This is a genomic window from bacterium, from assembly GCA_021372775.1.
Taxonomy (GTDB): domain Bacteria; phylum Acidobacteriota; class Polarisedimenticolia; order J045; family J045; genus JAJFTU01.
The window spans coordinates 1-23745 of the sequence record JAJFTU010000289.1; the positions used below are offsets into that span (position 1 = coordinate 1).

The 23745-nt window shown below is 72.7% G+C and carries 17 protein-coding genes; 5 read left to right on the plus strand and 12 right to left on the minus strand.

The window, feature by feature from the left end; all coding sequences use genetic code 11:
* The 10 genes from LLG88_10035 to gatE form a co-directional block, all read right to left on the minus strand.
* The coding region (locus LLG88_10035; protein MCE5247243.1) for a TetR/AcrR family transcriptional regulator at positions 1-416 on the minus strand (416 nt) is incomplete at its 3' end.
* Between the two features lie 11 nt (positions 417-427).
* The gene (locus LLG88_10040) at positions 428-1657 is read right to left on the minus strand and encodes an ABC transporter permease (protein ID MCE5247244.1); all 1230 of its coding nucleotides are present in this window, start codon (positions 1655-1657) and stop codon (positions 428-430) included.
* Positions 1657-2832 carry an ABC transporter permease gene (locus tag LLG88_10045; protein ID MCE5247245.1) on the minus strand — a complete coding sequence of 392 codons (1176 nt, stop codon included), beginning with the start codon at positions 2830-2832 and terminating at the stop codon, positions 1657-1659. Before LLG88_10045 ends, LLG88_10040 begins: the two co-directional genes overlap by 1 nt.
* Entirely contained in the window at positions 2829-3824 is a 996-nt protein-coding gene (locus LLG88_10050; GenBank protein MCE5247246.1) for an efflux RND transporter periplasmic adaptor subunit, read from the minus strand. The genes LLG88_10045 and LLG88_10050 overlap by 4 nt, the downstream gene beginning before the upstream one ends.
* Positions 3821-5233: a TolC family protein gene (locus LLG88_10055; protein MCE5247247.1), complete on the minus strand. Its 1413-nt coding sequence runs from the start codon at positions 5231-5233 to the stop codon at positions 3821-3823. Before LLG88_10055 ends, LLG88_10050 begins: the two co-directional genes overlap by 4 nt.
* Positions 5234-6011: 778 nt before the next feature.
* The gene (locus LLG88_10060; GenBank protein MCE5247248.1) at positions 6012-6665 is read right to left on the minus strand and encodes a hypothetical protein; all 654 of its coding nucleotides are present in this window, start codon (positions 6663-6665) and stop codon (positions 6012-6014) included.
* Between the two features lie 236 nt (positions 6666-6901).
* The gene (locus tag LLG88_10065) at positions 6902-10567 is read right to left on the minus strand and encodes a S8 family serine peptidase (GenBank protein MCE5247249.1); all 3666 of its coding nucleotides are present in this window, start codon (positions 10565-10567) and stop codon (positions 6902-6904) included.
* Positions 10568-10829: 262 nt separating this feature from the next.
* Positions 10830-12242: a hypothetical protein gene (locus LLG88_10070; GenBank protein ID MCE5247250.1), complete on the minus strand. Its 1413-nt coding sequence runs from the start codon at positions 12240-12242 to the stop codon at positions 10830-10832.
* On the minus strand, positions 12239-13633 hold the full coding sequence (gene gatD, locus LLG88_10075; protein MCE5247251.1) for a Glu-tRNA(Gln) amidotransferase subunit GatD: 1395 nt from the start codon (positions 13631-13633) through the stop codon (positions 12239-12241). Before gatD ends, LLG88_10070 begins: the two co-directional genes overlap by 4 nt.
* Positions 13630-15699 carry a Glu-tRNA(Gln) amidotransferase subunit GatE gene (gene gatE, locus LLG88_10080; protein MCE5247252.1) on the minus strand — a complete coding sequence of 690 codons (2070 nt, stop codon included), beginning with the start codon at positions 15697-15699 and terminating at the stop codon, positions 13630-13632. Before gatE ends, gatD begins: the two co-directional genes overlap by 4 nt.
* Positions 15700-15883: 184 nt before the next feature.
* Between gatE and LLG88_10085 the strand changes: the two genes are divergently transcribed.
* The 3 genes from LLG88_10085 to ugpC all read left to right on the plus strand — a co-directional run bounded on the left by LLG88_10085 (position 15884) and on the right by ugpC (position 18908).
* Positions 15884-16723, plus strand: coding sequence for a DUF1838 domain-containing protein (locus LLG88_10085; GenBank protein ID MCE5247253.1), 840 nt, complete (start codon positions 15884-15886; stop codon positions 16721-16723).
* Positions 16724-16807: 84 nt separating this feature from the next.
* The gene (locus LLG88_10090; protein ID MCE5247254.1) at positions 16808-17659 is read left to right on the plus strand and encodes an NAD(P)-dependent oxidoreductase; all 852 of its coding nucleotides are present in this window, start codon (positions 16808-16810) and stop codon (positions 17657-17659) included.
* Positions 17660-17828: 169 nt separating this feature from the next.
* A complete protein-coding gene (gene ugpC / locus LLG88_10095) occupies positions 17829-18908 on the plus strand; it encodes a sn-glycerol-3-phosphate ABC transporter ATP-binding protein UgpC (GenBank protein ID MCE5247255.1) in 1080 nt (359 codons plus the stop codon).
* A 56-nt stretch (positions 18909-18964) separates the two neighbouring features.
* On the opposite strand, the gene LLG88_10100 is transcribed toward ugpC, so the two are convergent.
* A complete protein-coding gene (locus LLG88_10100) occupies positions 18965-19321 on the minus strand; it encodes a DsrE family protein (GenBank protein MCE5247256.1) in 357 nt (118 codons plus the stop codon).
* Positions 19322-19533: 212 nt separating this feature from the next.
* Between LLG88_10100 and LLG88_10105 the strand changes: the two genes are divergently transcribed.
* On the plus strand, positions 19534-21540 hold the full coding sequence (locus tag LLG88_10105) for an APC family permease (protein ID MCE5247257.1): 2007 nt from the start codon (positions 19534-19536) through the stop codon (positions 21538-21540).
* 44 nt (positions 21541-21584) lie between these two features.
* A complete protein-coding gene (locus LLG88_10110) occupies positions 21585-22043 on the plus strand; it encodes a DUF4440 domain-containing protein (GenBank protein ID MCE5247258.1) in 459 nt (152 codons plus the stop codon).
* Between the two features lie 12 nt (positions 22044-22055).
* Here the strand turns inward: LLG88_10110 and LLG88_10115 are convergent.
* The coding region (locus LLG88_10115; protein ID MCE5247259.1) for a hypothetical protein at positions 22056-23745 on the minus strand (1690 nt) is incomplete at its 5' end.

The window sequence follows — 23745 nt, forward strand, 5'->3', positions numbered from 1 at the left end:
CGCGAGCGCTCCGACGAGTAGATCGGCGAAAGCTGCTCGGCGAACCGCGACTGGAACCCCCACTCGAACTGCACGCGCTCCTTGAGGTAGATCGGCAGGAAGACCGGCCGGTCGCGCAGCACGCGGAAGTACGCGGCGGCCACCGCGCGCAGCTGCCCCGCCGGGTCGGCGACTTCGGCCAGCGCCTCGTCCACCGCGCCGCGGAACAGCTCCGCGCCGTGGACCAGCATCCGCTCGTAGAGCTCCTGCTTCGACGGAAACTGCTCGTACAGCCCCTGCATGCCGATCTCGGCTTCGCGGGCGACTTCCTGCATCGTCGCTTCGTCGAACGGCTTGCGCCCGAAGACGCGCTCCGCGGCCTCGATCAGCACTTCCCGCCGCAGCGTGCGTTCGCGTTCCTTCCTCGGCGCCGGCATCCGCGTCCCCCTCATCCCCGGCGCGTCTCGGCGGCGACCGCCAAGGAGAAGTAGAGCGCGGCGAGGGCACACAGAATACCCCACTCCCACGCGACGTCCGAAAGCGAGGCGCCCATCCGCAGCACGCGCACGAGGCCGGCGATTCCCGTCGTCGAGGGAATCAGCGCCGCCGGCGCGCGCAGCCAGAGCGGGATCGCCTGCGCGGGCCAGGCGAAGCCGGCGAGGAACGCGGCGGGGATCGAGGTGAACATCAGCGTCTGCAGGGCGGTCTCGCGGCGCGGCCAGAAGGCGCCGCAGGCGAGGCCGAGGAAGGTCGCGGAGACGATGAACGGCGCGGTGAAGACGAGGAGGCGCGCCGCGGAGTCCGGCGCGCCGCCGAAGCCGTGGAGCGGGCAGACGACGCCGAAGTAGAACACGACGTGGACGAGATAGAGCGCGCAGTAGACGGCGGCCCGCCCGAGCACGACCGCGGCGGAGCGGACGAGCGAGCGCGGCGCGGCGCCGCCCTCCGGAGCGGGAGCGCCGGCGCCCGAACCGTCCGCGTCGCCTCTGTCCGCGCGCGCCGCTCCTGCGCGGTCGTTTCCGCCTGCGCGCGCCGCGTCCTCGCGGGCGCCGCCGCCGCGGATTCCGATGCCGATCAGCAGCGTCTGCTGCAGGATCAGCGCGAAGACGGCGGGAACGATGAACGAGTCGTACCCCTCGACCGGGTTGTGGAGCGGCTGCATGTCGAAGGCCAGCGGCGCGCGGCGCGCCGTCGCCTCGCCGCGCGGCGTGCCGGAGGCGACGAGCCGACGGACCTTGATCGTCGTCGAGACGACCTTGGCCGCCGCCCCGACGCCGGTCGAGAGCTGGCGGTAGGTGAGCAGGTTGCTCGCGTCGGCGAACTCGCCGATCGCCGCGCGGTCGCCGCGGAGCAGGTCGCGCTCGAAGCGCGGCGGGATCACGACCGTCCCCGAGACGACTCCCGCGCGCTCCAGCTCGGCCGCCTCGCGCTCGTCGTCGAGCACGCGGGCGACGGCCGTCAGCTCGTGCGCGTCGATCAGCCGCGTCAGGCGGCGGCTCGTCGCCGAATGGTCGAGATCGACGACGGCCACGGGAACCCGCTTCAGGACCTTGTTCATGTAGGGCGCGGGGTAGAGCAGCGAGTAGACGATCACCGATCCGACCAGCACGACCAGCGGCGCGGGATCGCGGAGCAGCGAGCGCGCCTCGTCGAGCGCGGCGCTAAAGAAGGTCTTCATCACGCCGTCCGGAAGCGCGGATCGCGGAGCAGACGGCCGTAGCGCGGCGCGCCGAAGATCAGGCCCGCGGCGACGAACGCGGCGAGCGCGCCGCACGTTCCCGCCGACGCGGCCGGCGCCGCGCCGCGCGAGGCCTGCTGCACGAGCAGCCGCACGAAGTGGCTCAGCGGCAGCAGCGCGCTCCAGACCCTCGCGAACAGCGGCATCCCGACGGTGGGGAAGGCCGAGCCGGAAAAGGCGAAGGCGGGGGCGGAGTAGATCGCGGCGAGGCTGGTCGCCGTCCGCAGGTCGGCGGTGAGCGCGACGAAGAGCAGCGCCACCGCCGCGCAGGCCAGCACGAACAGGGCGGACGCGGCGATGACGAGCGGGACGCTGCCGCGCAGCGGCACGCCGAGCGAGCCGAAGAGGACGCTGAGCATCGCCGCGGCGAGAACGGAGAAGAGGCCGAGGTGCGGCAGCGCCTTGCCGAGCAGCGCCGCGGGAAGGCTTCCGCCGCCCGCGTCGAGGAACGCCGCCCCGCTCCGCTCCTTGATCTCCGAACCGAAGACATCGGCGAACATCATCACCACGAAGACCTGCAGCATCGCCGGAAGCACGGTCGAGAGGAAGTACGGCACGTAGCTGATCGAGGGGTTGAAGAGCGTGTGCAGCTCGACCGGAACCGGCTCGAGCCCGCTGCGCGCCGCGGCGGCCGACTGCCCCCGCGCCGCGCGCCAACGGAACTCGAGGCGGGCGGCGGCGTCGCCGACCGTCTGCCGCGCGGCGCGCCGGATCAGGCTGTAGGGGAGGATGTACTGCGCCTCGCCGTGGCAGACGATCGTCGCCGTCTTGCCGCGCAGCACGTCCCGCTCCATCCGCTCCGGCAGCGCGACGACCGCGTACGCCTCGCCGCGCCGCACGCTCCGCTCCGCCGCCGCCATGTCGGGGACGTCGGTCGCGTCGAGCGTGCGCGTCGCGGCGAGCGCGCGCGCGACGGCGCGGGAGAGCGGCGTGCGGTCGAGATCGACGACCGCGACCGGGAGCTTCGCCGGCACGCCGGCGCGGAACGTCCCGACGAGGACGACGAACGAGATCGCCGGGAGCGCCAACGCCATCAGCGGATAGAGAGGGCGGGCGACGATCCGGCCGACCTCGCGGCGCGCCGCCGCGGCGACGTGGCGGACGAAGCGGTTCATCGGCGGGCGGCGTCGTCGGCGAGGAGAGCGCTCATCCCGGGGCGGAGCCCGGCGATCGGCCGCACGGGCCGCGCGCGCACCTCGAACGTCTTGAGGTCGAAGCCGCCTTGTGACTCGGTCGTGCGCCAGGTCGCGAAGTCCCCCTGCGGCGCGACGTAGTAGACCTCGAACTCCCCCGCGGCGTCGGAGAGGGCGGGAATGCGGAGCGCGAGGCGCGCGCCCATCGAGAAGCGCGCCATCTGGTCCTCGCGCACGTTGAACGTCGCCCAGACGTCGCCGAGGTCGACGAGCGTGACCACGCTCGCGCCGGCGCCGACCAGCTCGCCCAACTCGACGTTCTTGCGGTAGACCTCGCCCGCCGTCGGCGCGACGACGCGCGTCTCGTCCACCAGCGAGGAGATCTCCGCCACCGCGCCGGCCGCGCGCCGCTCGATCGCCGCGGCGGCCGCCTTGTCCTCGGCGCGCGCGCCGTTCAGCGCCTGGTCGTAGCGGGCGCGGGCGACGTTCTCGAGATCCTTCGCGGTGCGCGCCGCCGTTTCGGCCTCGTCGAGCCGCTGGCGCGGCACGACGCCGTCGGCGTGGAGGCGCCGAATGCGGCCGCAGGTCGTCTCGGCGAGCTCCGCGGCGTGCACCGCGCGGCGCCAGTCGTTCTCGGCGCTGCGGCGCTCTTCCTCGCGCGCCCCGCGCAGCGCCTTGTCCCGCTCGGCGGCGGCGGCGGCGCGGGCCTCCTCGGCCTGCGCGAGGCGGGCGCGGATGTCGGGACTGTCGAGGACGGCGAGGAGCGCCCCCCGCTCGACGTGCGCGCCCTCGCGCGCCGGCAGTTCGGCGACGCGGCCGACGACCTTGGAGGCGACGTTCGTCTCGGTGGCTTCGATCTGCCCCTGGATCTGTTCCGGGCGCGGCTTGGCGCGGAGCCAGACGGCGGCGACGAAGACGGCGGCGGCGGCGAGCAGCGCGACGACGAGGGCGATGCGGCGGAGAAGGAGTTTCATCGGGTCACCTCCGCGTCTTCGCGCGGCAGATAGTCGAAGTAGCTGGAAGAGAGGCGCGCCGCGGCGAGGAGCCGTCCCAGCGCGACGTCGAAGTCGCGCTCCGCGGCGAGCGTCTCGAGGCGCACGGCGGCGAGCGCGACGCGCGCGTCCACGACCTCGAGCGAGGTGGCCATCGCCTCGTCGAACCCGCGCCGGCGCGTGCGGAGGTTCTCTTCGGCGAGAGCGCGCGCGGCGCCGAGCGCTTCGTACTGCTCGCGGGCCCGGGCCATCTCGCGGTACCAACGCTCGACCGCGGTCCCGACGTCCCGCGCCGCCTGCCGGCGGGCGTAGGAAACCTCGCGCGCGGCGGCCTCGGCGGCGGCGATGCGGCGCGGCCGCGCCATGCCGTCGAAGAGGGTGAAGCGGGCCTCGACGCCGACGGACCACGTCGGGTCGAGCACGGTGAGGTCGGTCGTGCGCAGCTCGCGCGAGCCGAAGGCGACGACCTCGGGCCGTCGCGCGGCGCGTTCCGCGTCGGCGGCCGCGTCGGCGGCGCGGCGGCGCGCGTCGAGGGCGGCGAGGAGCGGGTTCTCGGCCCGGGCGCGGTCGCGGAAGAAGTCGAGCTGCGGGACGTCGCGCGGGGCGAAGAGCGGCGTCGTCGGCGCCGACGCGACCTCCGCGACGCCGAGCAGGTCGGCGAGCGCGACGCGGGCGAGGGCGACGTCGTGCAGCGCCCGCTTGAGGGCGCGGTCCGCCTCGGCGCGCGCGACCTCGGCGTGCAGCAGGTCGGCGCGCGCGATCTGCCCCTCGGCCTCGAGGCGGGTCGCGTCGGCGACGTGCCGCTCCAGATCGGCGAGGACTTCGCGCCGCACGTCCACCGCGTCGAGCGCGAGGCGGAGCGCGAAATAGCGCTCGACGACGTCGGCGGCGAGGGTCTCGTTCTCCCGGCCGTGGAGGGCCTCCGCCGCGTCGACCCGCGCCTGTCCGGCGCGCCGCGCCGCCGTGATCTTGCCGCCGGCGTAGAGCGGCCAGAGGAAGCGGACGTCGGCCCGCGCGAAGTCGCGGTCGAGCACGTCGAGGCCGAGCGGCGGGATCGCGGACGGGGGCACGCCCGGGTTGAGCTCCAGCAGGAGCCCGCGCAGCGGCGAGAGGTCGATCCGCAGGGGATCGTCCATCCGCACCGCCCGGGCGTGCATCTCGACGGTCGGCCAGACGAGGGCGTCGGCGACGCCGCGCAGTTCCCGCGCCTCCGCGACCGCCTCGCCCGAGGCCCGCAGCGCATCGTTGTCCGCGCCGGCCTGACGCAGCGCCTCCGCCAGCGAGAGCCCCTCGGCGGCGCCGGCGGGCGAAGAACTGGCGGCGGCGGCCAGGCCGAGGAGGATCGCCAGGCGCGCGCCGCGGACGGATCGACGTGGTGAGCAGAAATTCATATTCCGAAAATAGAATCAAAAACTCTCTCCGTCAAGACGCGCCGCCCGACCCGATCCCCGCCATTGCCTCTCGAGCCGAAAGGCAACGTTTCGCGAGGTCCATGTCGGGCGGCAGGCGCGGTGGGATCTTGAGCGGGGACACGGCAATCGGGACGCGCCAGCCGCCCCTACGTCCGTCGCCATCGCGGCGCCGAACGCGCCCGTCCAACGCAGGCCGCCGAACGCATGGCGTCGAAAACGACAAGCGCGTCGAGCGGCGGGGGGCGGCGGCGGAGCATTGCCCCGTCGCGGAGCCGCCGCCCCCCGTCGCGCGGCGCGCGCCCCCGAGACGCACGCGCCCCGACGCTCCAACGCCGATCGCCCAACAGCGACCGCGAACCAAGGCCGTGGCGCGAGGCGAGACAAGAAACACGAACCATCAAAAAGGATCATCCCCTCGCAGACAGCCAGCGACTCGTGCAACCGAAGACGACAGCGCGTCGGGCGAGCGGGGGCGGCGGCGAGCCGTTGCCCCGTGGCGGAGCCGCCGCCCCCGTCGCCCGACGCGCGTCCCTCGAATCGCGCGGGCATTGAACCGCGGGCCCCGCGGAGCGTTACGCCGCCGAAACCCGCAGCCGCCAAACCCGCGAAACGCGCGGGCAGTGACATCGTCGACACGCTCGAGGATCAAGCCCGCGGACCCCGCGGCAGTGACGCCTTCGAAACCCGCAGCGCCGCACAAAAGAAGAGCGGGGCCGGCGCGCACCCGGCCCCGCCCCGATCCCCGAGACCCGAGAAGTTACTTCCGTCCCTTGATCTTGATCTCGCTGATCGCGAGATTCCGCGAGTCGCGGCCCGGATAGACCTTCTCGACCACGATGTAGAACTTGTCGATGCGCGTCCGCGGCGCCTCGAACCGCGCGAACCCCTTCTGCGACGGATCGCAGCGCAGCGGAATCACCCTGCCGCCCGGCAGCTCGGCGCGGCCCGTCAGCAGCCGGCCGTTCTTCTCGAAGTTGTCGCCGAGCTGGTCGCCGTTGGCGATCTCGAGCGCGGAAACCTCGAGCGGCTTGGCGAACTCGAACTTGATCACCTGCCCCTCGCCGTTCTTCGCCGAGGGCGCCGGCCGCCACGCCGTCTCCACCTTCCCGTCCACGAGATTGCGCGGGTTGAAGGCGCGCCCGCCCGACGGCGGCGCGAACGACGTCGTCGCCACGCTCTTCACGCCGTCGGTCAGGTCGAGCTCGTCCGGCGGCGCCGTCGGCGCGGCGGGCGCCGCGGCCGGCGCGTCCTTGGCCAGCTTCTCCGTCGCGGCGACGCTCTGCTGCGCCCCGGCGTTCCCGAAGTTCGTGAACCACTTGTAGCCGACGAACAGCCCGATCACGACGAGGATCAGGGCCGCGATCGACAACACCATCGGAATCCACGATCTCTCTTCGCTGCTTTCGCCCATTCTCGAACCCCCAATCCCGGCGTTGGTTCCCCTTGAATCCCGCGCCGGACGTGGAGATTACGTTAACGCCGCGCCGCGAGCGGCCACAAGAGGGCCGCGGACAAAAGAGCGCTTCGCCGCTGCCGCGCGCGGAAGGAAAGAAAGGGGGCGGACGCCGGACGCGCGACGATCGACCGGTAAACAAAGAGGCGGCCGGCGTCGCCGCCGACCGCCTCTCCGTACTCCGCGCGCCGTCGTCAGGGGCAGGTCGCGCCGAGGATCTGCGCGCGGTTGCAGGCCCACGAGGCGTCGTAGGCGCTCTCGCGCTCGACGCCCGCGCTGGTTCTCCCGAAGGAGCCCTGCGAGCTCCCGTCCTGCCCGACGAGAACGAAGTAGACCAGCCCGCCGGCGCCGACCGGGCCCGGATCGAAGGCGGCGCTTCCGCCCGCGCCGAGCGAGCAGGCCGCGTTGTGGAACCGCCGGTCGGCGACGCCGCCGGCCGGAACGAGCGTCCAGAAGGCGGCGTGGTCGGTCGCGCCGCAGGCCGGCGCGTAGCTCACCTGGATCGCCGTTCCGGTTCCGCGCCTGCAGGTCATCGTTCCCGCGGCGCTCGCCTCGGCGGGGCCGACGACGGCGGCGGCGGAGCACGCTCCGGCGAGCGTCTGATCGACGGCGACGTTGTCGATCATCCAGTACCAATCCCACGCGCCGGTGTAGCGGAAGCGGACCTGCGCCGACGTCCCGCCCGCGACCGCCGATGTGACGTCGATCGTCTGGTGGCCGGCGGCCGTCGCCGATCCGACGTCGCTCGCGCCGTAGGTCGCGACGGTGGTCCACGTCGCGCCGCCGTTGATCGTGACGTCCACGTACGCGGCGCTGGCGCTGTAGGCGCGATAGAAGGTGTCGAACGAGAGCTGGTAGCTCCCGCCGGCGGCGACGGCGAACGCGGGCGTGATCAGCGAGTCGTCCTGCGTGACGCCGTTCCCCTCGCCGTCGCTGTCGATGATCTCGATCGGCGCCGTCATCCCCGCGGGGATCGCCCGGCTCTTCGGGTTGGTCGTCGTCCAGGTCCAGCCGGTCGCGCCGCTGCTGCCGCCGTTGACGACGGTCCAGCCGGTCGGCGGATCGCCCGCGGCGAACGACTCGCTCAGCAGGTTGCTCGCGGCGACGACGCCGGAGGGGGCGCCGCCGCGCGCGGCGACGTTGGTGTCGGCGATTCCGTTCGCGCCGTCCACGGCGCGGACGATGTAGTACTGCGTCGTCCCGTTCGCCAGGTTGTTGCGGTCCACGAAGCTCGTTCCCCCGAGGCCGTCGGCGATCAGGTTGCCGGGGCCGGGCGCAAAGGAGGCGCTGGTCGAGCGATGGACGCGGTAATGGACTTGCCCGCCGCAGTGGGCCGTCGCCGCGCTCCACCCGAGCTGCAGCCCGCAGGCGGCGGTCTTCGTGTCGGCGACGGAGGCGACGCCGGCGAACGTCGGCGCTTCGGTGCAGGCGCCGCTCGTCCCCGCGGCGACGGTTCCGGTGACGTCGGACTCGCAGTCGGCGAACGCGCGCACTTGGTAGTAGTAGGTGATCCCGCCCGAAACCGCGTCCACGAACGACGTCGCGCCGGCGGCGGCGGTTCCGGCGAGGGTGAACGGACCGCTGAGCGAGAACCCGCGGTAGACGTGGTACTCGGCGGCGCCGGCGACGCCGGTCCACTGGACGAGGATCGCGTTGTCGCCGTCGCCCCTGGCGCTCACGTCGGTCGGCGCGCCGATGCAGGTTCTCGCGTTGTAGATCACCAGCGCGAAGTCCTGGTCGGTCGCGTAGCCGTTGACCGGCACGCCGTCGCCGGCGATGTTCGTTCCGACGACCGTCGCCGCGAACGGGCCGGACACGCCGGCGGGGATGAAGACGCTCTCCACGTTGTTCCGCGCGTCGGCGGTTCCCCCCTCGACGGAAGTGCCGCCGGAGAAGACGTTGCCGAGATAGGTCTTCCCGCCGACGGTCACCGCGAGGTCGAGGTTGTTGACGTAGGCGTTGCCCGTCGTGGCCCCCGGCGCGTCGGTCCAGGCCAGCGTCACGCGGAAAGGCTTCGTCGGATCGGCGACCACTCCCGCGTAGCGGAACGACTGGCCGCTCGCCGTCAGCAGGGCGTCCTGGTCGTGCCGGAAACGCGCCGTGCCGTCGAACGCGGCCTTGAGATCGAGGATCCCGAACCCCTGCGTCACGGACGGCAAAGCGTCGTTGGCCGAAACGCCGGTGAGATAGCGGGCCGAGTTGACGAACCACGCCTTCGTCATCGCCGGGCTCGGCGCCGCGCCGCCGGCGAGGTTCTGGTAGAAGTGATAGAAGAGCGACGCCGCGCCGGCCACCGCGGGGGCGGAGTGGCTCGTTCCGGAGCTCGCGGCGTAGAGCGTCTGCCCGTCGGGATGGTACTTGTCGCAGACGCCGGTTCCCGAGTAGCCGAGATCCTGGGACGCCGCGCCGATGATGTGCGTGCCCGGCGCGACGATGTCCGGCTTGATCCGCTGGTCGGCCGTCGGCCCGCGCGAGGAGAAGTCCGCGATGTCCAGCGCGTTGTCGGCGCCCGTCGTCCCGACCGCGCAGCCGTCCGTCCAGTCGGGGCGGACGCTCTCCGAGGCGCCGACCGAGATCACGTTCTTCGCGCTGCCCGGCGATGCGACGGTCGTGCCGGCGGGACCGCTGTTGCCGGCCGAAAAGACGGTGATCATCTCCTGGGCGCCGCCGACTCCCGGCTGCGCGTCGCGGACCAGCGCGTCGTACTCCTGGCAGTCCGTGTTGTAGACGCCGTAGGTGTCGGCGCCCCACGAGTTGTTCGTGATCCGCGCGCCGAGCGCGTAGCTGTTCGAGGTCAAGGCGCTGTTCGCGGCGGTCGTGCCCCACGAGCCGCTGTTCGTGAAGACCTTCGATCCGGCGATCCGTCCGAACGGGTTGACGCCGAGGCCGTAACTGTATCCGGCCGCGTCCTTGTAGGCCGAGCCGGTCTTGTCGTTGTAGCCGCCGACGATCGAGGCGTTGAGGTTGCCGTGGCCTTCCTGACCGTCGGCGCTCGCGTCGGTGGTCCAGTTGTAGTTGTAGACCAGCCGCGCCGCCTGCGCCGTGTTGCCCGCCGTGTAGAAGTCGGGGTGCAACGGCGCGGTCGTGCCGTTGTCGATGCCGTCGTCGGTCACGTCCACGATCGGGTAGTCGGCGGCGCTGGTCGAGAAGTGGAGCGTGTCGCGCAGCCACGTCAGGTAACCCGGGCCGGCGGGGGACGCGCCGTTGTTGGTCAGGCTCTCGGCGAGGATCACTCCCTGCATCTCGTCCATCCGCCGCGGCGCGACGTACGGCTCGACGTTGAGGACGCCGGGGAGGGCCGCGGCCCACGCCGCGCGGTCGGAGGGGATGCGCACCGTCACGTTCCGCCGCGACAGAACCGCCCGCGGCGCCCGGAGCACCTCCGCCGCCGCGCCGACGATCGCCGCGAGCGACGCCTCGCCCTCCGGCGCGTCGACGATCTGGACGTTGACGTCGATCCACGCCGACTTCGCGAGGGCCGCGACCGCGGGATGAAGCGCCCACGCCGCACGGTAGTCGCCGGACCACCGCGCCGGCGCGGCGGAGATCAGCTTGCCCAGCGCCGCGTCGTCGCCCCAGACCACGTAGGCGTAGTCGGGCAGATAGTCGAGGACCTTCAGTCCCGCGGCGTCGATCGCCGCGCGCCACGCCGGCTGGATCGGTCCCGCGAACTGGACGACCTGCAGCCGCGGACCGGCGGCCTTGGCCGCGGCGACGACCGGCGGCAGCGACGCCGGATCGACCGCGCCTCCCCGCAGCAGCAGTTGCGGTCCGGGTTGGGCCCCGCCGGCCGCGAACGCCGCGGCCGAGCAGGCGAAAAGACAACACGACAAAAACAAGGAAACGGTGGCTCGACCCATGCGCGGGCTCTCCCGTCCGCGTCGCCGCGGGGGCTTCGTTCGTGAGTTCGACTGCTTGCCGAAGAATGCGCGGGCGTCGTCCGCCGATCATGCTCTTTCGGCCGTCGGCCCCGGCGCCCCGGCGCGGACGTTAACCCGACGCGGCGCCCCGCGACAAGAGGGCGCGGCGTGAAAGAAGGCGATCGTTCGCGGCCCGCGCCGACGAAAAAAGCGGCGGGCGTCGCGCGCCCGCCGCTCTTCGGAAAACGAGGCCGGCTTCGGCTCAGGCGTCGAGCTGGGCCATGACCGAGTCGAGCATCGAGGGGGCGAAGACGCCGCCCGCCTCGAGGATCCCGCGGATCCCTTCGAGCAGCTTCTTGATGTCGTGGAAGTTCTTCGGCAGCGGCGCGCCCGTGCCGGGGTTCGCGCGGACCCGCGCCGCGGCGCTCCGCTCGAGCAGCCCGGCGAGGTCCGGCGTCGCCTTGCCGGCGACCATCGCCTGCGCGACCCCGGCCAAGAGCAGGTGCGGGTGGGCCGAGCCGTCGGGGAGGCGGAACTCGATCGTCGGGGCGCTGACCTGCCGCCCGTCGGGGGTCGTGGCGATGATCGGCAGCCGCACCAGCGCGAGCCGGTCGTACTGCCCCCACGCCACCGCCGTCGGCGCTTCCTTCCCTTGGTTGAGGCGGATGAAGGAGCCTTCGCTGCGGTTGCCGAACGCCATCAGCGCCGCGCCCGTTTGGACGAGCCCCGCGATCAGCCACTGCCCTTCGGGGAACAGCTTCCCCTCGGCGTCGAGCCCGCCCATGTGGCGGCCGCCGACGACCGGCGAGAAGTGGAAGTGCAGCCCGGAGCCGGCGTGCCCCTTGCGCATGATCGGGTCGAAGCTGCAGCGCATCCCCGCCTGATGGGCGAGGTTGCGCAGCACCCACTGCGTCAGCACGACGCCGTCCGCGGCGTCCGGCAGCGGCGCGAGCGACATCTCGATCTCGTGCTGCTCCCAGATCGTGCTGTCGGTCTCCGACGCCGGGATGTAGCCGACCTCGCTGTGGCCGTACTTGATCGGCACGCCGAGCTCGGCGAGGAGCGTCAGCGCGTGGCGGCGCAGCCGCTCGCCGAAGACGAACGGCGAGCTGGCGTGGTAGCCGCGGTCGTTGGTGCCGTAGACGTCCTCTTCCGTCGCCCGCTTGCCGAGGAAGTACTCGACCTCGCCGAGGGCGGAGAGCTCGACGCCGAGCTCGGCCTTCACGCGGTCGAAGGCGGCGCGGACGATCGTGTCCGGCGACTGCGGCAGCGGCTTGCCGTCGCGGCCGGCGTGGCTGCAGAGCAGCACGAGCGTCGGCAGCTTGGCGAACGGATCGATGAACGCCGAGGAGATGCGCGGCCGGAGAAGGATGTCCGACGCGCCGGCGCGGATGCCGGAGCCGGCGAAGATCGACGAGCCGTCGGCCCGCTCGCCCCCCTCGATCACGTCGCGCAGGTGCTGCACCGAGCGCGGCACGAAGTCGAGCGTCTTGAGCCAGCCGTCGCTGCCGATGTGCATCAGGCTGACGATGCGGATCCCCTGCTCGCGCACGAGCTGGACGAGGTCGTCCACCGTCCATTCGCCGTTCGGCTTGCCGAAGACCCGCTCCAGCCGCCGCGCGGGAAGCGTCGCCTCGGCCGCGGGCGCGACGTCGTACGTGTTGGTCGTCGTCATTTCCACACCTTCCCCAGGAAGTCCTTGATCTCGGGCACGCCGCCCTGGAAGATCAGGTAGCTGTCGTGCGGCTCGCGCGGCGTGATCTCGCCGGCGATCGGCTGCTGCATCAGCTGTTCGGCGGCGTGCGGGTCGTCGGGGTGCATGCCGAGCGCCCAGCCGAGCTTGATGTAGGCGACTTCCGGCAGCATGTTGGCGAGCGGCACGACGCCGAGGCCGAGGATCTCGCGCCCGGTCTCGTAGACGTTCATCTGGACGAAGCCCCAGAGCGTCTGCACGGTCATGAAGAGGAGCACGCCGGCGGCGTGCGCCCGCTCGAGCGCGCCGTAGATCTTGCGGTTGATGTGCCCGAGGCCGGTGCCGGCGATGATGATTCCCTTGTACCCCTTCTCGACCAGGGCGTCGATGATGTCGGGGTTCATGTTCGGGTAGTAGTAGAGGATCGTCACCCGCTCGTCGAACTTGGCGTGGATCTTCGTCTCGCGGTCGGTGCGCCGCGGCTTGTAGCCTTCCTGCAGCGGCGTGACGACGCGGTTCTCGACCATCGCCAGCGGGATGTCGCCGATCGTGCGGAACGTCGAGCGATAGGAGCTGTGCATCTTGCGCACGCGCGTCCCGCGGTGGAGCAGGTTGTAGCGGTCCGAGGTGGGCCCGAACATGCAGACCATCACCTCGGCGATCGGGCCGGTCGCGGCCGCCGCCGTGGCGTTGATCAGGTTCTGCGCGGCGTCGGAGCTCGGCCGGTCGGACGAGCGCTGGCTGCCGACCATGATGATCGGGATCGGCGGGTTCTCGACCATGAAGGAGAGCGCGGCCGCGGTGTGGTGCATCGTGTCCGTGCCGTGCCCGATCACGATCCCGTCGTAGCCGTCGGCGATCGCGCGCCCGCATCCCTCGGCCAGCGAGAGGTACTGCTCGGGGCCCATGTTCTCGCTGAAGATCCCGAACAGCTTCTCGGTGTCGAGGTTGCAGATGTCGGCCAGCTCGGGGACGGAGCCGTACAGCTCGCCCGGGCTGAAGGCCGGGATCACCGCGCCGGTGCGGTAGTCGAGCCGGCTGGCGATCGTCCCGCCCGTGCCGAGCAGCTTGACGTGCGGCTTCGCCGCGTCGCGCGGGAACTCCTTCTCCGGGATCTTGTAGTGCGCCTCGCGGTAGCCGGTCTTGACGACGTCGAGGATCGTGTCGTGCCGCAGGCCGATGTTGTAGCCGCTGATCAGCTTGAGCACGATGTGGAGCTCGTCGCTCGTCTCGGAGCGGGGCAGGAGCAGCCCCTCGAAGTCGCCGCGCGTGGTCTTGACCTTGACGTCGCACCAGACCGTCACGCCGTACTTCCGGAAGACCGAGAGGCAGGGCTCGCGGTACCCCTTGTTCTGATCGCCGCCGGCGCTCATCGGGCCTCCCCGCAGAAGCGGCCGACCGCCGCCTCGAGCAGCGCGCGGACGGCGTCCGGCGCGACGCGCCCGAGCATCTCGGGCATCACTTGGCCCATCGCCCAGCGCATCATCGTCTCCATCGGACGGCCGGCGAGTTCGTCGGCCTTGGCCGCGGCCTCCGCGACCAACTTGTCGAGCTCCGCCGCGTCCCCTTCGCCCGGCGCGGCCTCGGCCACGACGATCTCCGCGGGCAGCGCCGGATCCTCGAGCAGCGCGTCGAGCAGCCGCTCGAACGCCTCGGGGCGGAAGGCCCCCGTCTCGAGCGCCTCGACCAGCGGGCGGAGGCGGTGCGGCGGCGGGACCGTCGTGCCGTGGACCCGCTCGAAGTAGGGCAGACGCTTCTCGAGCGCCGCCGCGAGGCGCCGCGCCGCGGCGGCCGTCTTCGGGGCGAGCGCGTCGAAGAGCAGGTGGTAGTCGCCGGCGGCGAGCCGGCGGGCCATCGCGTCGTCGAGCCCGAGCGCGACGTAGCGCGCCGCGCGCTCCCACGGCCGCTCCGGCAGCTCGGCCTGCACCTCGGCGACGAGCGCGTCGGGAATCGCGACCGGCGGCGTGTCGGTGTCGGGGTACATCCGGTCCGGCCCGGGCAGGATCCGCTCGAAGCCGTTCGTGCCGTCGGCGAACGCCTGGCGCGTCTCCGCGGGCACGCCGTCGAGGGCGTCCTGCGCGCGGAGCAGCACTTCGCGCACCGCCGTGGCGGCGTCCTCCTCGGGACCCCAGAGGACGACGATCGCGTCCCACGCGTCGGCGTGGAGGGCGGTCCGCAGCGGGCGCCAGTCGGCGCGGCCGAGGCCGTAGTCCTTCACGTCGCTGTGGATCATGAACGGACGCGAGGTGAGGCAGGCGACGACGCGGACGCGGTCCGCGAACTCGCGCGAGAAGGTGACGCCCGGCTGGGTGCGGCGCTGCATCAGGCCGCCGAACTGCGGCAGCCGGACGGCGACGATCCGCTCGCCGCGCTCCAGCGCGTCGCGGATCGGCGCGTAGTCGCAGCGGCGCAGCAGGCTCGACGCGTCGATCGCCAGCGGGACCTGCTCCCAGGGGAGCCCCTTGGTCGGGCAGGCGAACAGCTCCTTGCCCACGCCGCGGCGCAGCAGCTCGTGCTGGATCCGCAGCAGGTTGAGCTGGCGGAACGCCTCGATGTGCGTCAGGCGGGGCAGCAGCTTGTGCGAGGGGACGCCCTTGAGCTCGATCCGGCGGCTGCCGGCGATCGAGACGTTGGTGTCCTGACGCGCCGCGCCGGCGCCGCGGGCGACGTGCCCGGTCGAGTGGACCGTCTGCGCGATCAGCCGGCCGGCGGCCGCCGTCTCGAACGGCGTCAGCATGTCCGGCTCGGTCACCGTCTCCGTCAGCGGCACGCCGAGGCGGTCGGTGCGGAAGACGATCCGGTGCCCGATGTCCGAGACCTCGCGGCAGGAGTCCTCTTCCAGCGAGAGCTGGCGGATGCGCAGCTGCCGGTCCACCCCCAGCTCGGGGACGCGGAACGGGATCGAGCCGCCGAGGCCGACCATCGTGGTGCGCTGGAAACCGGTCGGGATCGACCCGTCCAGATACTGCTTGCGCATCACGTGGAGCTCGGAGACGAGGTTCACGTTGAACAGCAGCGCGACCTCGATCGCCCGGCGCACCGCCTCCTCGTCGATCGGGAACGGCGGGGTGTCGTCCATCTCGTAGGTGCAGACGGAGCCCCGCTCGAGCAGGTAGACGATTTCCTTGCGCGTCTTGAATTCCATCAGCGCGCAGCCGTCGTACTCGCCCAGCTCGGAGAGGGTGGGGCGCATGTGCCGCAGCACCTCGCCGTCCACCTTCGTCACGTGCCGGCCGGCCGGGCAACGGCAGAAGAGCTTCCCGCGCGTGGCGAGCTGCTGGTGGACTTCGAGGCCCGCCATGAAGCCGAGCTCTCGGTAGTCCTCCGGCGTCATCTCGCCGAACTCGCGGTCGGGGAAGTCGAGCAGCGCTTCGCGGCGCGGATTGTGGTCGCCGGGCGGACGCGGACCGGCAGGGGCCGAGTTGTCTTCAGGGCTCACGAGTCGTCACCTGCGGAAGGAGGGGAAGATTCCAAGGATAGCAGCCGCGCCCGCGCCGCGCCGCCCGCCGTTCCCGGGCGCGCGGCGCGCCGCCGCCGGGCCGTAGAATGTCCGCCTCGCCCGGCCTCGCCGTCGCGACTTGGAGGGTCCGAATATGTCCGTTGTCGGCCGAGTCTTCGCGATAGTGCCCGCGGCGCTCCTCGCCGCCGCCGCCTTGGCCGCGCCGTCCGCCCCCGCGGCCCCCGTCCCCAGCCCGGGGGAGGAGTTCGCGCGGGTCCGCGGAGACCTCTCCGGCAAGGAGGTCGTCTATTACTGGGCCGGCGAGGTCCGCGGCGTCGTTCCCGGGGAACGGGCCCGGAAGCTGTTCCGGGTCGAGGGGTACAACGTCGGCCGCCTGGAGCGGACCAAGGACGGCCTGCGGCTGATCACGCGCGAGGTGACGTTCTACGAGGACCCGGCGACGGGGGAGATCCTCGGGCGCTGGACCAACCCCTACACGCGGCGCGAGGTCGAGGTCGTCCACGTCTGGAACGACCCCGTGAACAGCGAGTGGCCGGCGTCGTTCGCCCTGCCGGCGGAGGACTTCGGCCCGGACCGCGTCTTCTCGCTGCGCGTCTACCTGCTCTATCCGTCGCCGCTGCCGAAGAGCCGCTTCCCCGAGTTCGCGCAGGCCGACGACTATCAGGCCGCGGAGCTGTTCCAGTTCTTCGTGTCCAAGGACGAGCTGGCCGACGCGGCGCGGACGAGCGTGCCGGCGCGGATCTCCTGGACGCGGATCGGCCCGTGGCTGCCGTTCATGCGGATGGGGGACCGGCCGGGACAGATGGTCTATCACTGCGCCGGCTACAAGCTGCCCGGCGGCTACGCCGACCTTCCGGCGAAGGTGCGCGCCTACGTCGAGGCCCGCGGGCCGCAGTTCCGTTCCGCCCCCGCGGCCTACAGCGAGCCGAACGAGACGAGCTGGACCTACTTCCGCAAGCGGCTCGACGCCGCGGCGTCCCCTCAAGCTCCCGCGTCTAAATGAGTTAGCCGTACGCTATGCCGCCCCGGGCCCCCGCCGCCCGACGTACTGTTTCGGCACGCGGCAACGCCGGAGGGAGGGAGCGAGATGACGATCGGAGTCTTGGGACTCGGGAATCTGGGTCGGGCGGTCGCCGAGCGCTTCGCGGCGGGCGGTCGGCCGTTGATCGTCTGGAACCGCACGGAAGAGAAGGCCGAGGGGCTTCCAGCCGCCATCGCGGCCGGCCCCGCCGATCTGGTCACGGAAGTGGACGTCGTCGTCGTCTCCCTTTTCGACAGCGACGCGGCGCAGGCGGTCTTCGAGGGGCGCGACGGCCTGCTCGCGGGGGCGGTCGCGGGGAAGCTGGTCATCGACCTGACGACGCACGACGCGCGCCGGATCGAGTGGTTCGCCGGCGCGGTCAAGGAACGGGGCGGCGCCTACATCGAGGCGCCGGTGCTCGGCAGCGCGCCGATGGCCCGCCGCGGGATGCTCACGGTGCTGGCCGGCGGCGCTCCCGGCGACTTCGCGCGCGCCCTGCCGCTGCTCGAGGTGATCGGGCGGGACGTCCTCTATCTCGGGCGGATCGGCGAGGCCACGCGGCTCAAGCTGATCAACAACCTCGTCCTCGCCGGCTACATGGCCGCGCTGGGCGAGGCGCTCGCGCTCGGCGAACGGCTCGGCCTGACGCGGGAGCGGGTGATCGACGTCCTCGGGCGCGGCGCGGGGAACGGCTCGGTCCTCAGTTCGAAGAAGGGGAAGCTGGAGGCGGACGACTTCTCGCCGAACTTCAGCGTGAACGGCCTGCTCAAGGACCTGCGCTACATCGAGGGACTGGCGGAGGACGTCGGGCGGCCGCTCGTCGCCGGGCGCGTGGCGCACGAGCTGTACGAGAAGACGCTCGAGGCCGGGCAGGGGGAGATGGACTACTCGGTCGTCTACGAGACATTCAAGGCCTAGACGCGGCGCCGCTCGTCCGGCGCGTCGAAAGGGCCGCGCCCGGGGCGGCGGCCGCGCGCCTCGTCCGCTCGCCGTCCGCGCGGGCGCGGGAGACGCGGGCCGGTGTATCGTTCCTCCGCCGGACGCGGGCGGGCGCCGGGCCCGCGCCGCGCGGAAGGGGTCGGTCACGATGGCTTCGGTCACGCTCGCGAAGGTCTCCAAGCGGTTCGGCGAGACGCCGGTCCTCGAGGGGCTCGACCTCGAGATCCGCGACCGCGAGTTCATGGTCCTCGTCGGCCCTTCGGGCTGCGGCAAGTCCACCGCCCTGCGGATCGTCGCCGGCCTCGAGGAAGCGACCTCCGGCACGGTCTCGATCGGCGGGCGGGTGGTGAACGACCTGCCGCCGAAGGACCGCGACATCGCGATGGTCTTCCAGAGCTACGCGCTCTACCCGCACATGACGGTCCGCGAGAACCTCGAGTTCGGCCTCAAGATCCGCGGCGCCGAGCGGGCGGAGATCGACCGCCTCGTCGGCGAGGCGGCGGAGATTCTCGGTCTCGGCGCGCTGCTCGGCCGCAAGCCGCGCGAGCTCTCCGGCGGCCAGCGGCAGCGGGTCGCCGTCGGCCGCGCGATCGTGCGCAAGCCGTCGGTCTTTCTCTTCGACGAACCGCTCTCGAACCTCGACGCGAAGCTGCGCGTGCAGATGCGCGCCGAGATCTCCAAGCTGCAGCGCCGGCTGCGGACGACGACGATCTACGTCACGCACGACCAGGTCGAGGCGATGACGATGGGGGACCGGATCTGCGTGCTCAAGGACGGCCGCGCGCAGCAGATCGGCGCGCCGCTCGAGGTCTACGAGCGCCCCGCGAACCTCTTCGTCGCCGGCTTCATCGGCGCGCCGCCGATGAACTTCTTCCGCGCGGAGGCGACGGACGGCGGCAGGACGCTGCGCGCGGCGTCGTTCGCGCTGCCCGCCCCCGCGGGGGCCGCGCCGCTCGCCGCGGGAACCTCGGTGGTCGTCGGCGTGCGGCCGGAAAATTTGCGGAGCGCCGGCGCGCAGCTCCGCGGTCCCGCGGCGCCGCTGGAGGTCGAGGTCGAGATCGTCGAGCCGCTCGGCCACGAGGTCGTCGTGCACGGCCGCGCGGGGGAGGACGTCTTCGTGTCCAGCGCCGACCCGCACCGCGCCCCGCGTCCCGGCGACCACGCGACGCTGCAGGTGGAGCTGGACGCGCTGCACCTCTTCGATCCGGCGAGCGGCGTCCGCCTCTGACGCCCGCGGCGGACGCGCACGCGGGAGGACCGCTCCGGGCGGCGGGGACGACGAGGTCAGACGGTGATCACGCTGTCCGCCTCCAGCGTCAACCCCACGATGTCGGCCATCGTGCCGACCTCGCCGACCGCGAGATCCTCGAGCGTCCCGTAATGTTCGAGGCAAGTCCGGCAGGCGACGATCCGCACGCCGAGCCCCTCCAGCAGCTGCAGGGCCGGAACCAGCGGCGAACCGCGCCGCGCCAGCTTCACGCCGTCGGTGTAGAGGCAGATCGCAGCGGGACGGTCCGGCCGTCCCTCCAAGGCGTGCAGATACCGCTCCAGCATCTCCCGCCCGAACTGCGCGTCCTGCGCCTGGACGGTTCCCAGCCCCTCGCGGGAGACGATCACCACCGTCTTCCTCTCTTCCGCCACGCGAGCCTCTCCGCCGCGCTCGGTCGCCGGGCGCCCGGCGAGTCTACCGCCGCGGCCGCCGGACGACCGCGGCGAGCCGTCTTCGGACAGGTCCCGCGCGCGGATGCCGGCGGGGCGCCCCCGTGGGCGCGGGCCGTCCGGTGCGTTATGCTCCCCGGGCTGCCAGACGCGGCCGGCGGGTGCCGGCGCGCTCCCGCGCCGACCGACGGAACATGAGCCAACTTCCTCCGAATCCCGACGACACGACCCCGATCCCTCCGGAAAAGCCCGGGGTGGGGAAACGCCTGCGCCGGCTCGTCATCGGGCCGCCGCGCGACCTCAACGACAAGCGGCTGTTCCACAACCTCTCGCTCGTCGCCTTCCTCGCTTGGATCGGCCTCGGCGCCGACGGACTGTCGTCGTCGTCCTACGGACCTGAGGAAGCCTTCCGCACCCTCGGCGAGCACACCTACCTCGCCATCGGCCTGGGCCTCGCCACGGCCCTGACGGTGGTGGTGATCTCGCTCGCCTACAGCCGGATCATCGAGGAGTTCCCGCACGGCGGCGGCGGCTACGTGGTGGCCACGAAGCTGCTCGGCCCGCGGATCGGCGTCGTCTCCGGCTCCGCGCTCCTCGTGGACTACGTGCTGACGATCGCCGTCTCGATCGCCTCGGCCTGCGACGCGATCTTCAGCTTCCTGCCGCTGGAGTGGCAGGCCTTCAAGCTGCCGCTCGCCGCGCTGATCATCGTCGGCCTGACGACCATCAACATCCGCGGGGTGAAGGAGTCGGTCCTCGCGCTCTCGCCGATCTTCATCGTCTTCCTCGTCACGCACATCGTGTTGATCGGCGGCGCGTTCGTCATGGGGCTCGACCGCGTTCCCGAGGTGGCGAGCCAAGTCAACTCCGGGTTCCACCAAGGTCTCGGCGCCTTGGGCCTGATGGGCATGTTCATGCTCTTCGCCCACGCCTACTCGATGGGCGCGGGGACGTACACCGGCCTCGAGGCGGTCAGCAACGGCCTGCCGATCATGCGCGAGCCGCGCGTGCAGACCGCCAAGCGGACGATGTTCCTGATGGCCCTCTCGCTGTCGCTGACGGCGGGCGGCCTGCTCGTCTGCTACCTGCTGCTCAACGTCGGCTTCGTCGAGGGGAAGACGCTCAACGCCGTCCTGCTCGAGCGGTTCTCCGCGGGCGTCGGCTGGAACACCGTGCTCTTCCCGATCGTCACGCTGATCTCGGAAGGGGCGCTCCTCGTCGTCGGCGCGCAGGCCGGCTTCCTCGACGGCCCGCGCGTCTTGGCCAACATGGCCGTGGACTCGTGGGCGCCGCGCCGCTTCGCCTCGCTGTCGGAGCGGCTCACCACCCAGAACGGCTACATGCTGATGGGCGTCGCCAGCCTCGGCGCGCTGCTCTACGCCCGCGGCGACGTCCGCCGCCTGGTGGTGATGTACAGCATCAACGTCTTCGTCACCTTCTCGCTGTCGATGTTCGGGATGCTGAAACTGTGGGTCGGCTCCCGCGAGCGCCCGCGCTGGATCCGCCACGCGCTCCTCTTCCTGATCGGCTTCCTGCTCTGCGCGACGATCCTCTGCATCACCGTCTACGAGAAGTTCGAGGAAGGCGGCTGGCTGACGATCGCGGTCACCGGCTGCTGCATCGGCGCGGCGTTCCTCGTGCGGCGGCACTACGACAACGTCGGCGAGAAGCTGGCCCAGCTCGACAAGATCCTCGGCAGCATCCCGACGCCGGGGACGCCGAACCGGCGCGCCCCCGACCCGGCCCAGCCGACGGCGGCGGTCCTCGTCGGCGTCTACGGCGGGCTGGGAATCCACACGATCCTGAACATCTTCAAGGCCTTCCCCGGCTACTTCAAGAATCTGGTCTTCATCTCCGTCGGCGTCGTGGACTCCGGCGCCTTCAAGGGCGAAGGGGAGATGGAGCACCTGAAGAAGCGGACCGAGGAGGAGCTGGCGAAGTACGTGGACTTCGCCCAGCGGCTCGGCTGCGCCGCGACGAGCGCCTACGCCCTCGGGACCGACGCGGTGGACGAGGCCGAGCGGCTCTCGCTGCAGCTCCACAACGAGTACCCGCGGCTGGTCTTCTTCGCCGGCAAGGTCATCTTCCAGCGCGAGCGCTGGTACAACCGCTTCCTGCACAACCAGATGGCCTACTCGCTGCAGAAGCGGCTGCAGTGGCTCGGGATCGCGATGGTCGTCATGCCGGTGCGCGTGAGCTGAGAAGCCCCGCCGCGACGTACACTCCGCGGCGAGGAGGGTCCGTCATGCGTCGCCTCGCCGCCGCGCTCGCCTTCGCGGGCGCCGTCTTCGCCGCCTCCGCCGCCCTCGCCGCGCCGCCCGATCCGGCCGCCGAACTCGCCGCGCGCGACCGCGCCTTCGACCAGGCCTCGCGCGAGCGGGGCGTCGCCGCGTGGGTGGAGTTCTTCGCCGACGACGCCGTGGTCTTCCCCGGCCGCGGGCCGTTCGTCCGCGGCAAGGAGGCGATCCGCGCCGCGTGGGCCAAGGCGGGGTTCGACCCGGCCGGCCTGTCGTGGTTCGTGGACGGCGCCGAAGTCTCCGCCGCGGGCGACTTCGGCGTCACCTACGGCCACTGGCGCGCGGAGCGGAAGGGGCCGGACGGCAAGCCGGCGGTCGCGACGGGGAAGTACCTCACGACGTGGCGCAAAGGCGCCGACGGGGCCTGGCGGGTGATCGCCGACATCGGCGCCCCCGACGCTCCCTGACTCGTCGCCGCGTCAGTTCCGCAGCGTCGGCTCGCGCGACGGCGCGCCGAGCGGCGCGGCGTCCACGAAGCGCAGCCCCTTCGCCGCCGCCCAGCGCTCGATCTCGCCGCGCGGCGCCGCGGAGGCGAAGACGAAGTAGCGTTCGCGTCCGGCGGGGAACTCCAGCGTGTAGAGCGTCGCGCCCGCGCCGATCCACGGCGCGGCCGTCGCCGGCGCGCGGCCGCGCGGCGGCGGCGCGTCGAAGAGGAAGCGGCCGTAGGCGTCGATGAACGTCGTCCGCTCCGCGGCGAGGTCGGCGAAGCTGAGCGGCTTGCCGTCGCGCGGCGAGGCCCCCGACGGATCGACGTGGTGGAAGCCGCCGATGTACGGGCCGAGGCCGATCCGCGGGCCGGCGACCCGTTCCGCGGGGCCGAGGTACTGCGCGAGCGCCTGCGCCTCGTCGAGCGCGGCGAGCGCCGCGGCGCGCCGCTCCTCGACCGTCGGCGCGGGGGCGGTCGAGACCGGCGCGCGGAACGAGCTCGACGCGAGGAGCGCGGCGAGCGCCGCGCCGACGACCGCGAACGCGATCTTTCGGCGCCGTCCCGCCGGCTCGCCGCGCAGGTGCATCAGGCCGCGCAGCGCGACCGGCAGCAGCAGCGCGAAGGCGGGAAGCAGCGGATCGAGCGCGAGGAGGTCGGTCCGCCCGCCGCCCAGCGCGACGAGCGCGGCGCCGAACAGCGCCCACTGCGCGAGGAGCGCGGCGGCGGCGTCGGGCATCGCGTCGCCGACGACGAGCAGGCCGAAGGCGAGCAACGGCCCCCAGAGCCACCCTTCGGTCGCCGCGGGGAAGCGCGCCAGCCAGCGCAGGCCGGCGGCGAGCCCCCCGCCGGCGAGACCCCAGCCGAAGTCGGGGGTCGTCCAGCCGAGCAGCAGGGCGCGGAGCGCGAGCAGCCAGCCGAAGAGCACGACGTGCAGGCCGAGCGAAAGGGCGATCGCGCGCAGCGCGATGCGCCGCTCCGCGCCGACCTCGACGACCTCGATCTCGGCCGGCGGCTCCTCCGCCTCCTCGAGCGCCTCTTCGAGCAGTTCCTCCTGCTGCGTCTCCGGCTCGACGCGCCGTCCGGCGAACGCGGCGAGCGCGAGGCCGGCCGCGGCGGCGACGTGGAGCGCGGCCGACAGCGGCCAGAGGAAGGTCGCGCCGAAGAAGAGCGCGCCGCTCCACGGCCGGCGGCGGAGCGGCCCGCGCATCTCGAGCGTCAGCGCGGCGAGCCCGGCGAAGGCCAGCGCCGTCGCCGGCCGCTCCGGGCCGGCGTCCACCGCGCCGAGGACGAAGCCGCGCTGCAGGCAGAGCGCGGCGGGGGCGAGGAGCGCCCAGCCGGGCGGCAGATGAAGCGCGTTCCGCCCGACGGAGTAGAGCAGCCAGAGCAGGACGATCCCCGCCGCGGCACCGAGCGTCCAGGCGAAGAGGACCGGATCGAAGCCGACGCGGATCGCCGCGCTCTGGAGCAGCGCCCAGCCGATCGGGGCGCCGACGTCGGTCGCCGCCTCGCCTGCGTTCCAGGCGAGGCCCGAGCCGTGGGCGAGGTTGGCCGCCCAGCGGAACGGAATGAACGAGTCGTCGGCGAACCAGCGCCGCCCCGCGGAGACGACCGCGAAGGCCAGGGAAAGCGCGGCGAGGACCCACAGCGGCCAGCGCGCATTCCTGTCGGCGGCGGAACTCATG

Excerpts from the sequence above, each read along its gene's own strand:
- LLG88_10040 (MCE5247244.1), bottom strand. The coding sequence starts at position 1,657 with ATGAAGACCTTCTTTAGCGCCGCGCTCGACGAGGCGCGCTCGCTGCTC.
- LLG88_10045 (MCE5247245.1), bottom strand. The coding sequence starts at position 2,832 with ATGAACCGCTTCGTCCGCCACGTCGCCGCGGCGGCGCGCCGCGAGGTC.
- LLG88_10050 (MCE5247246.1), bottom strand. The coding sequence starts at position 3,824 with ATGAAACTCCTTCTCCGCCGCATCGCCCTCGTCGTCGCGCTGCTCGCC.
- LLG88_10055 (MCE5247247.1), bottom strand. The coding sequence starts at position 5,233 with ATGAATTTCTGCTCACCACGTCGATCCGTCCGCGGCGCGCGCCTGGCG.
- LLG88_10060 (MCE5247248.1), bottom strand. The coding sequence starts at position 6,665 with ATGGGCGAAAGCAGCGAAGAGAGATCGTGGATTCCGATGGTGTTGTCG.
- LLG88_10065 (MCE5247249.1), bottom strand. The coding sequence starts at position 10,567 with ATGGGTCGAGCCACCGTTTCCTTGTTTTTGTCGTGTTGTCTTTTCGCC.
- LLG88_10070 (MCE5247250.1), bottom strand. The coding sequence starts at position 12,242 with ATGACGACGACCAACACGTACGACGTCGCGCCCGCGGCCGAGGCGACG.
- gatD (MCE5247251.1), bottom strand. The coding sequence starts at position 13,633 with ATGAGCGCCGGCGGCGATCAGAACAAGGGGTACCGCGAGCCCTGCCTC.
- LLG88_10090 (MCE5247254.1), top strand. The coding sequence starts at position 16,808 with ATGACGATCGGAGTCTTGGGACTCGGGAATCTGGGTCGGGCGGTCGCC.
- ugpC (MCE5247255.1), top strand. The coding sequence starts at position 17,829 with ATGGCTTCGGTCACGCTCGCGAAGGTCTCCAAGCGGTTCGGCGAGACG.
- LLG88_10105 (MCE5247257.1), top strand. The coding sequence starts at position 19,534 with ATGAGCCAACTTCCTCCGAATCCCGACGACACGACCCCGATCCCTCCG.
- LLG88_10110 (MCE5247258.1), top strand. The coding sequence starts at position 21,585 with ATGCGTCGCCTCGCCGCCGCGCTCGCCTTCGCGGGCGCCGTCTTCGCC.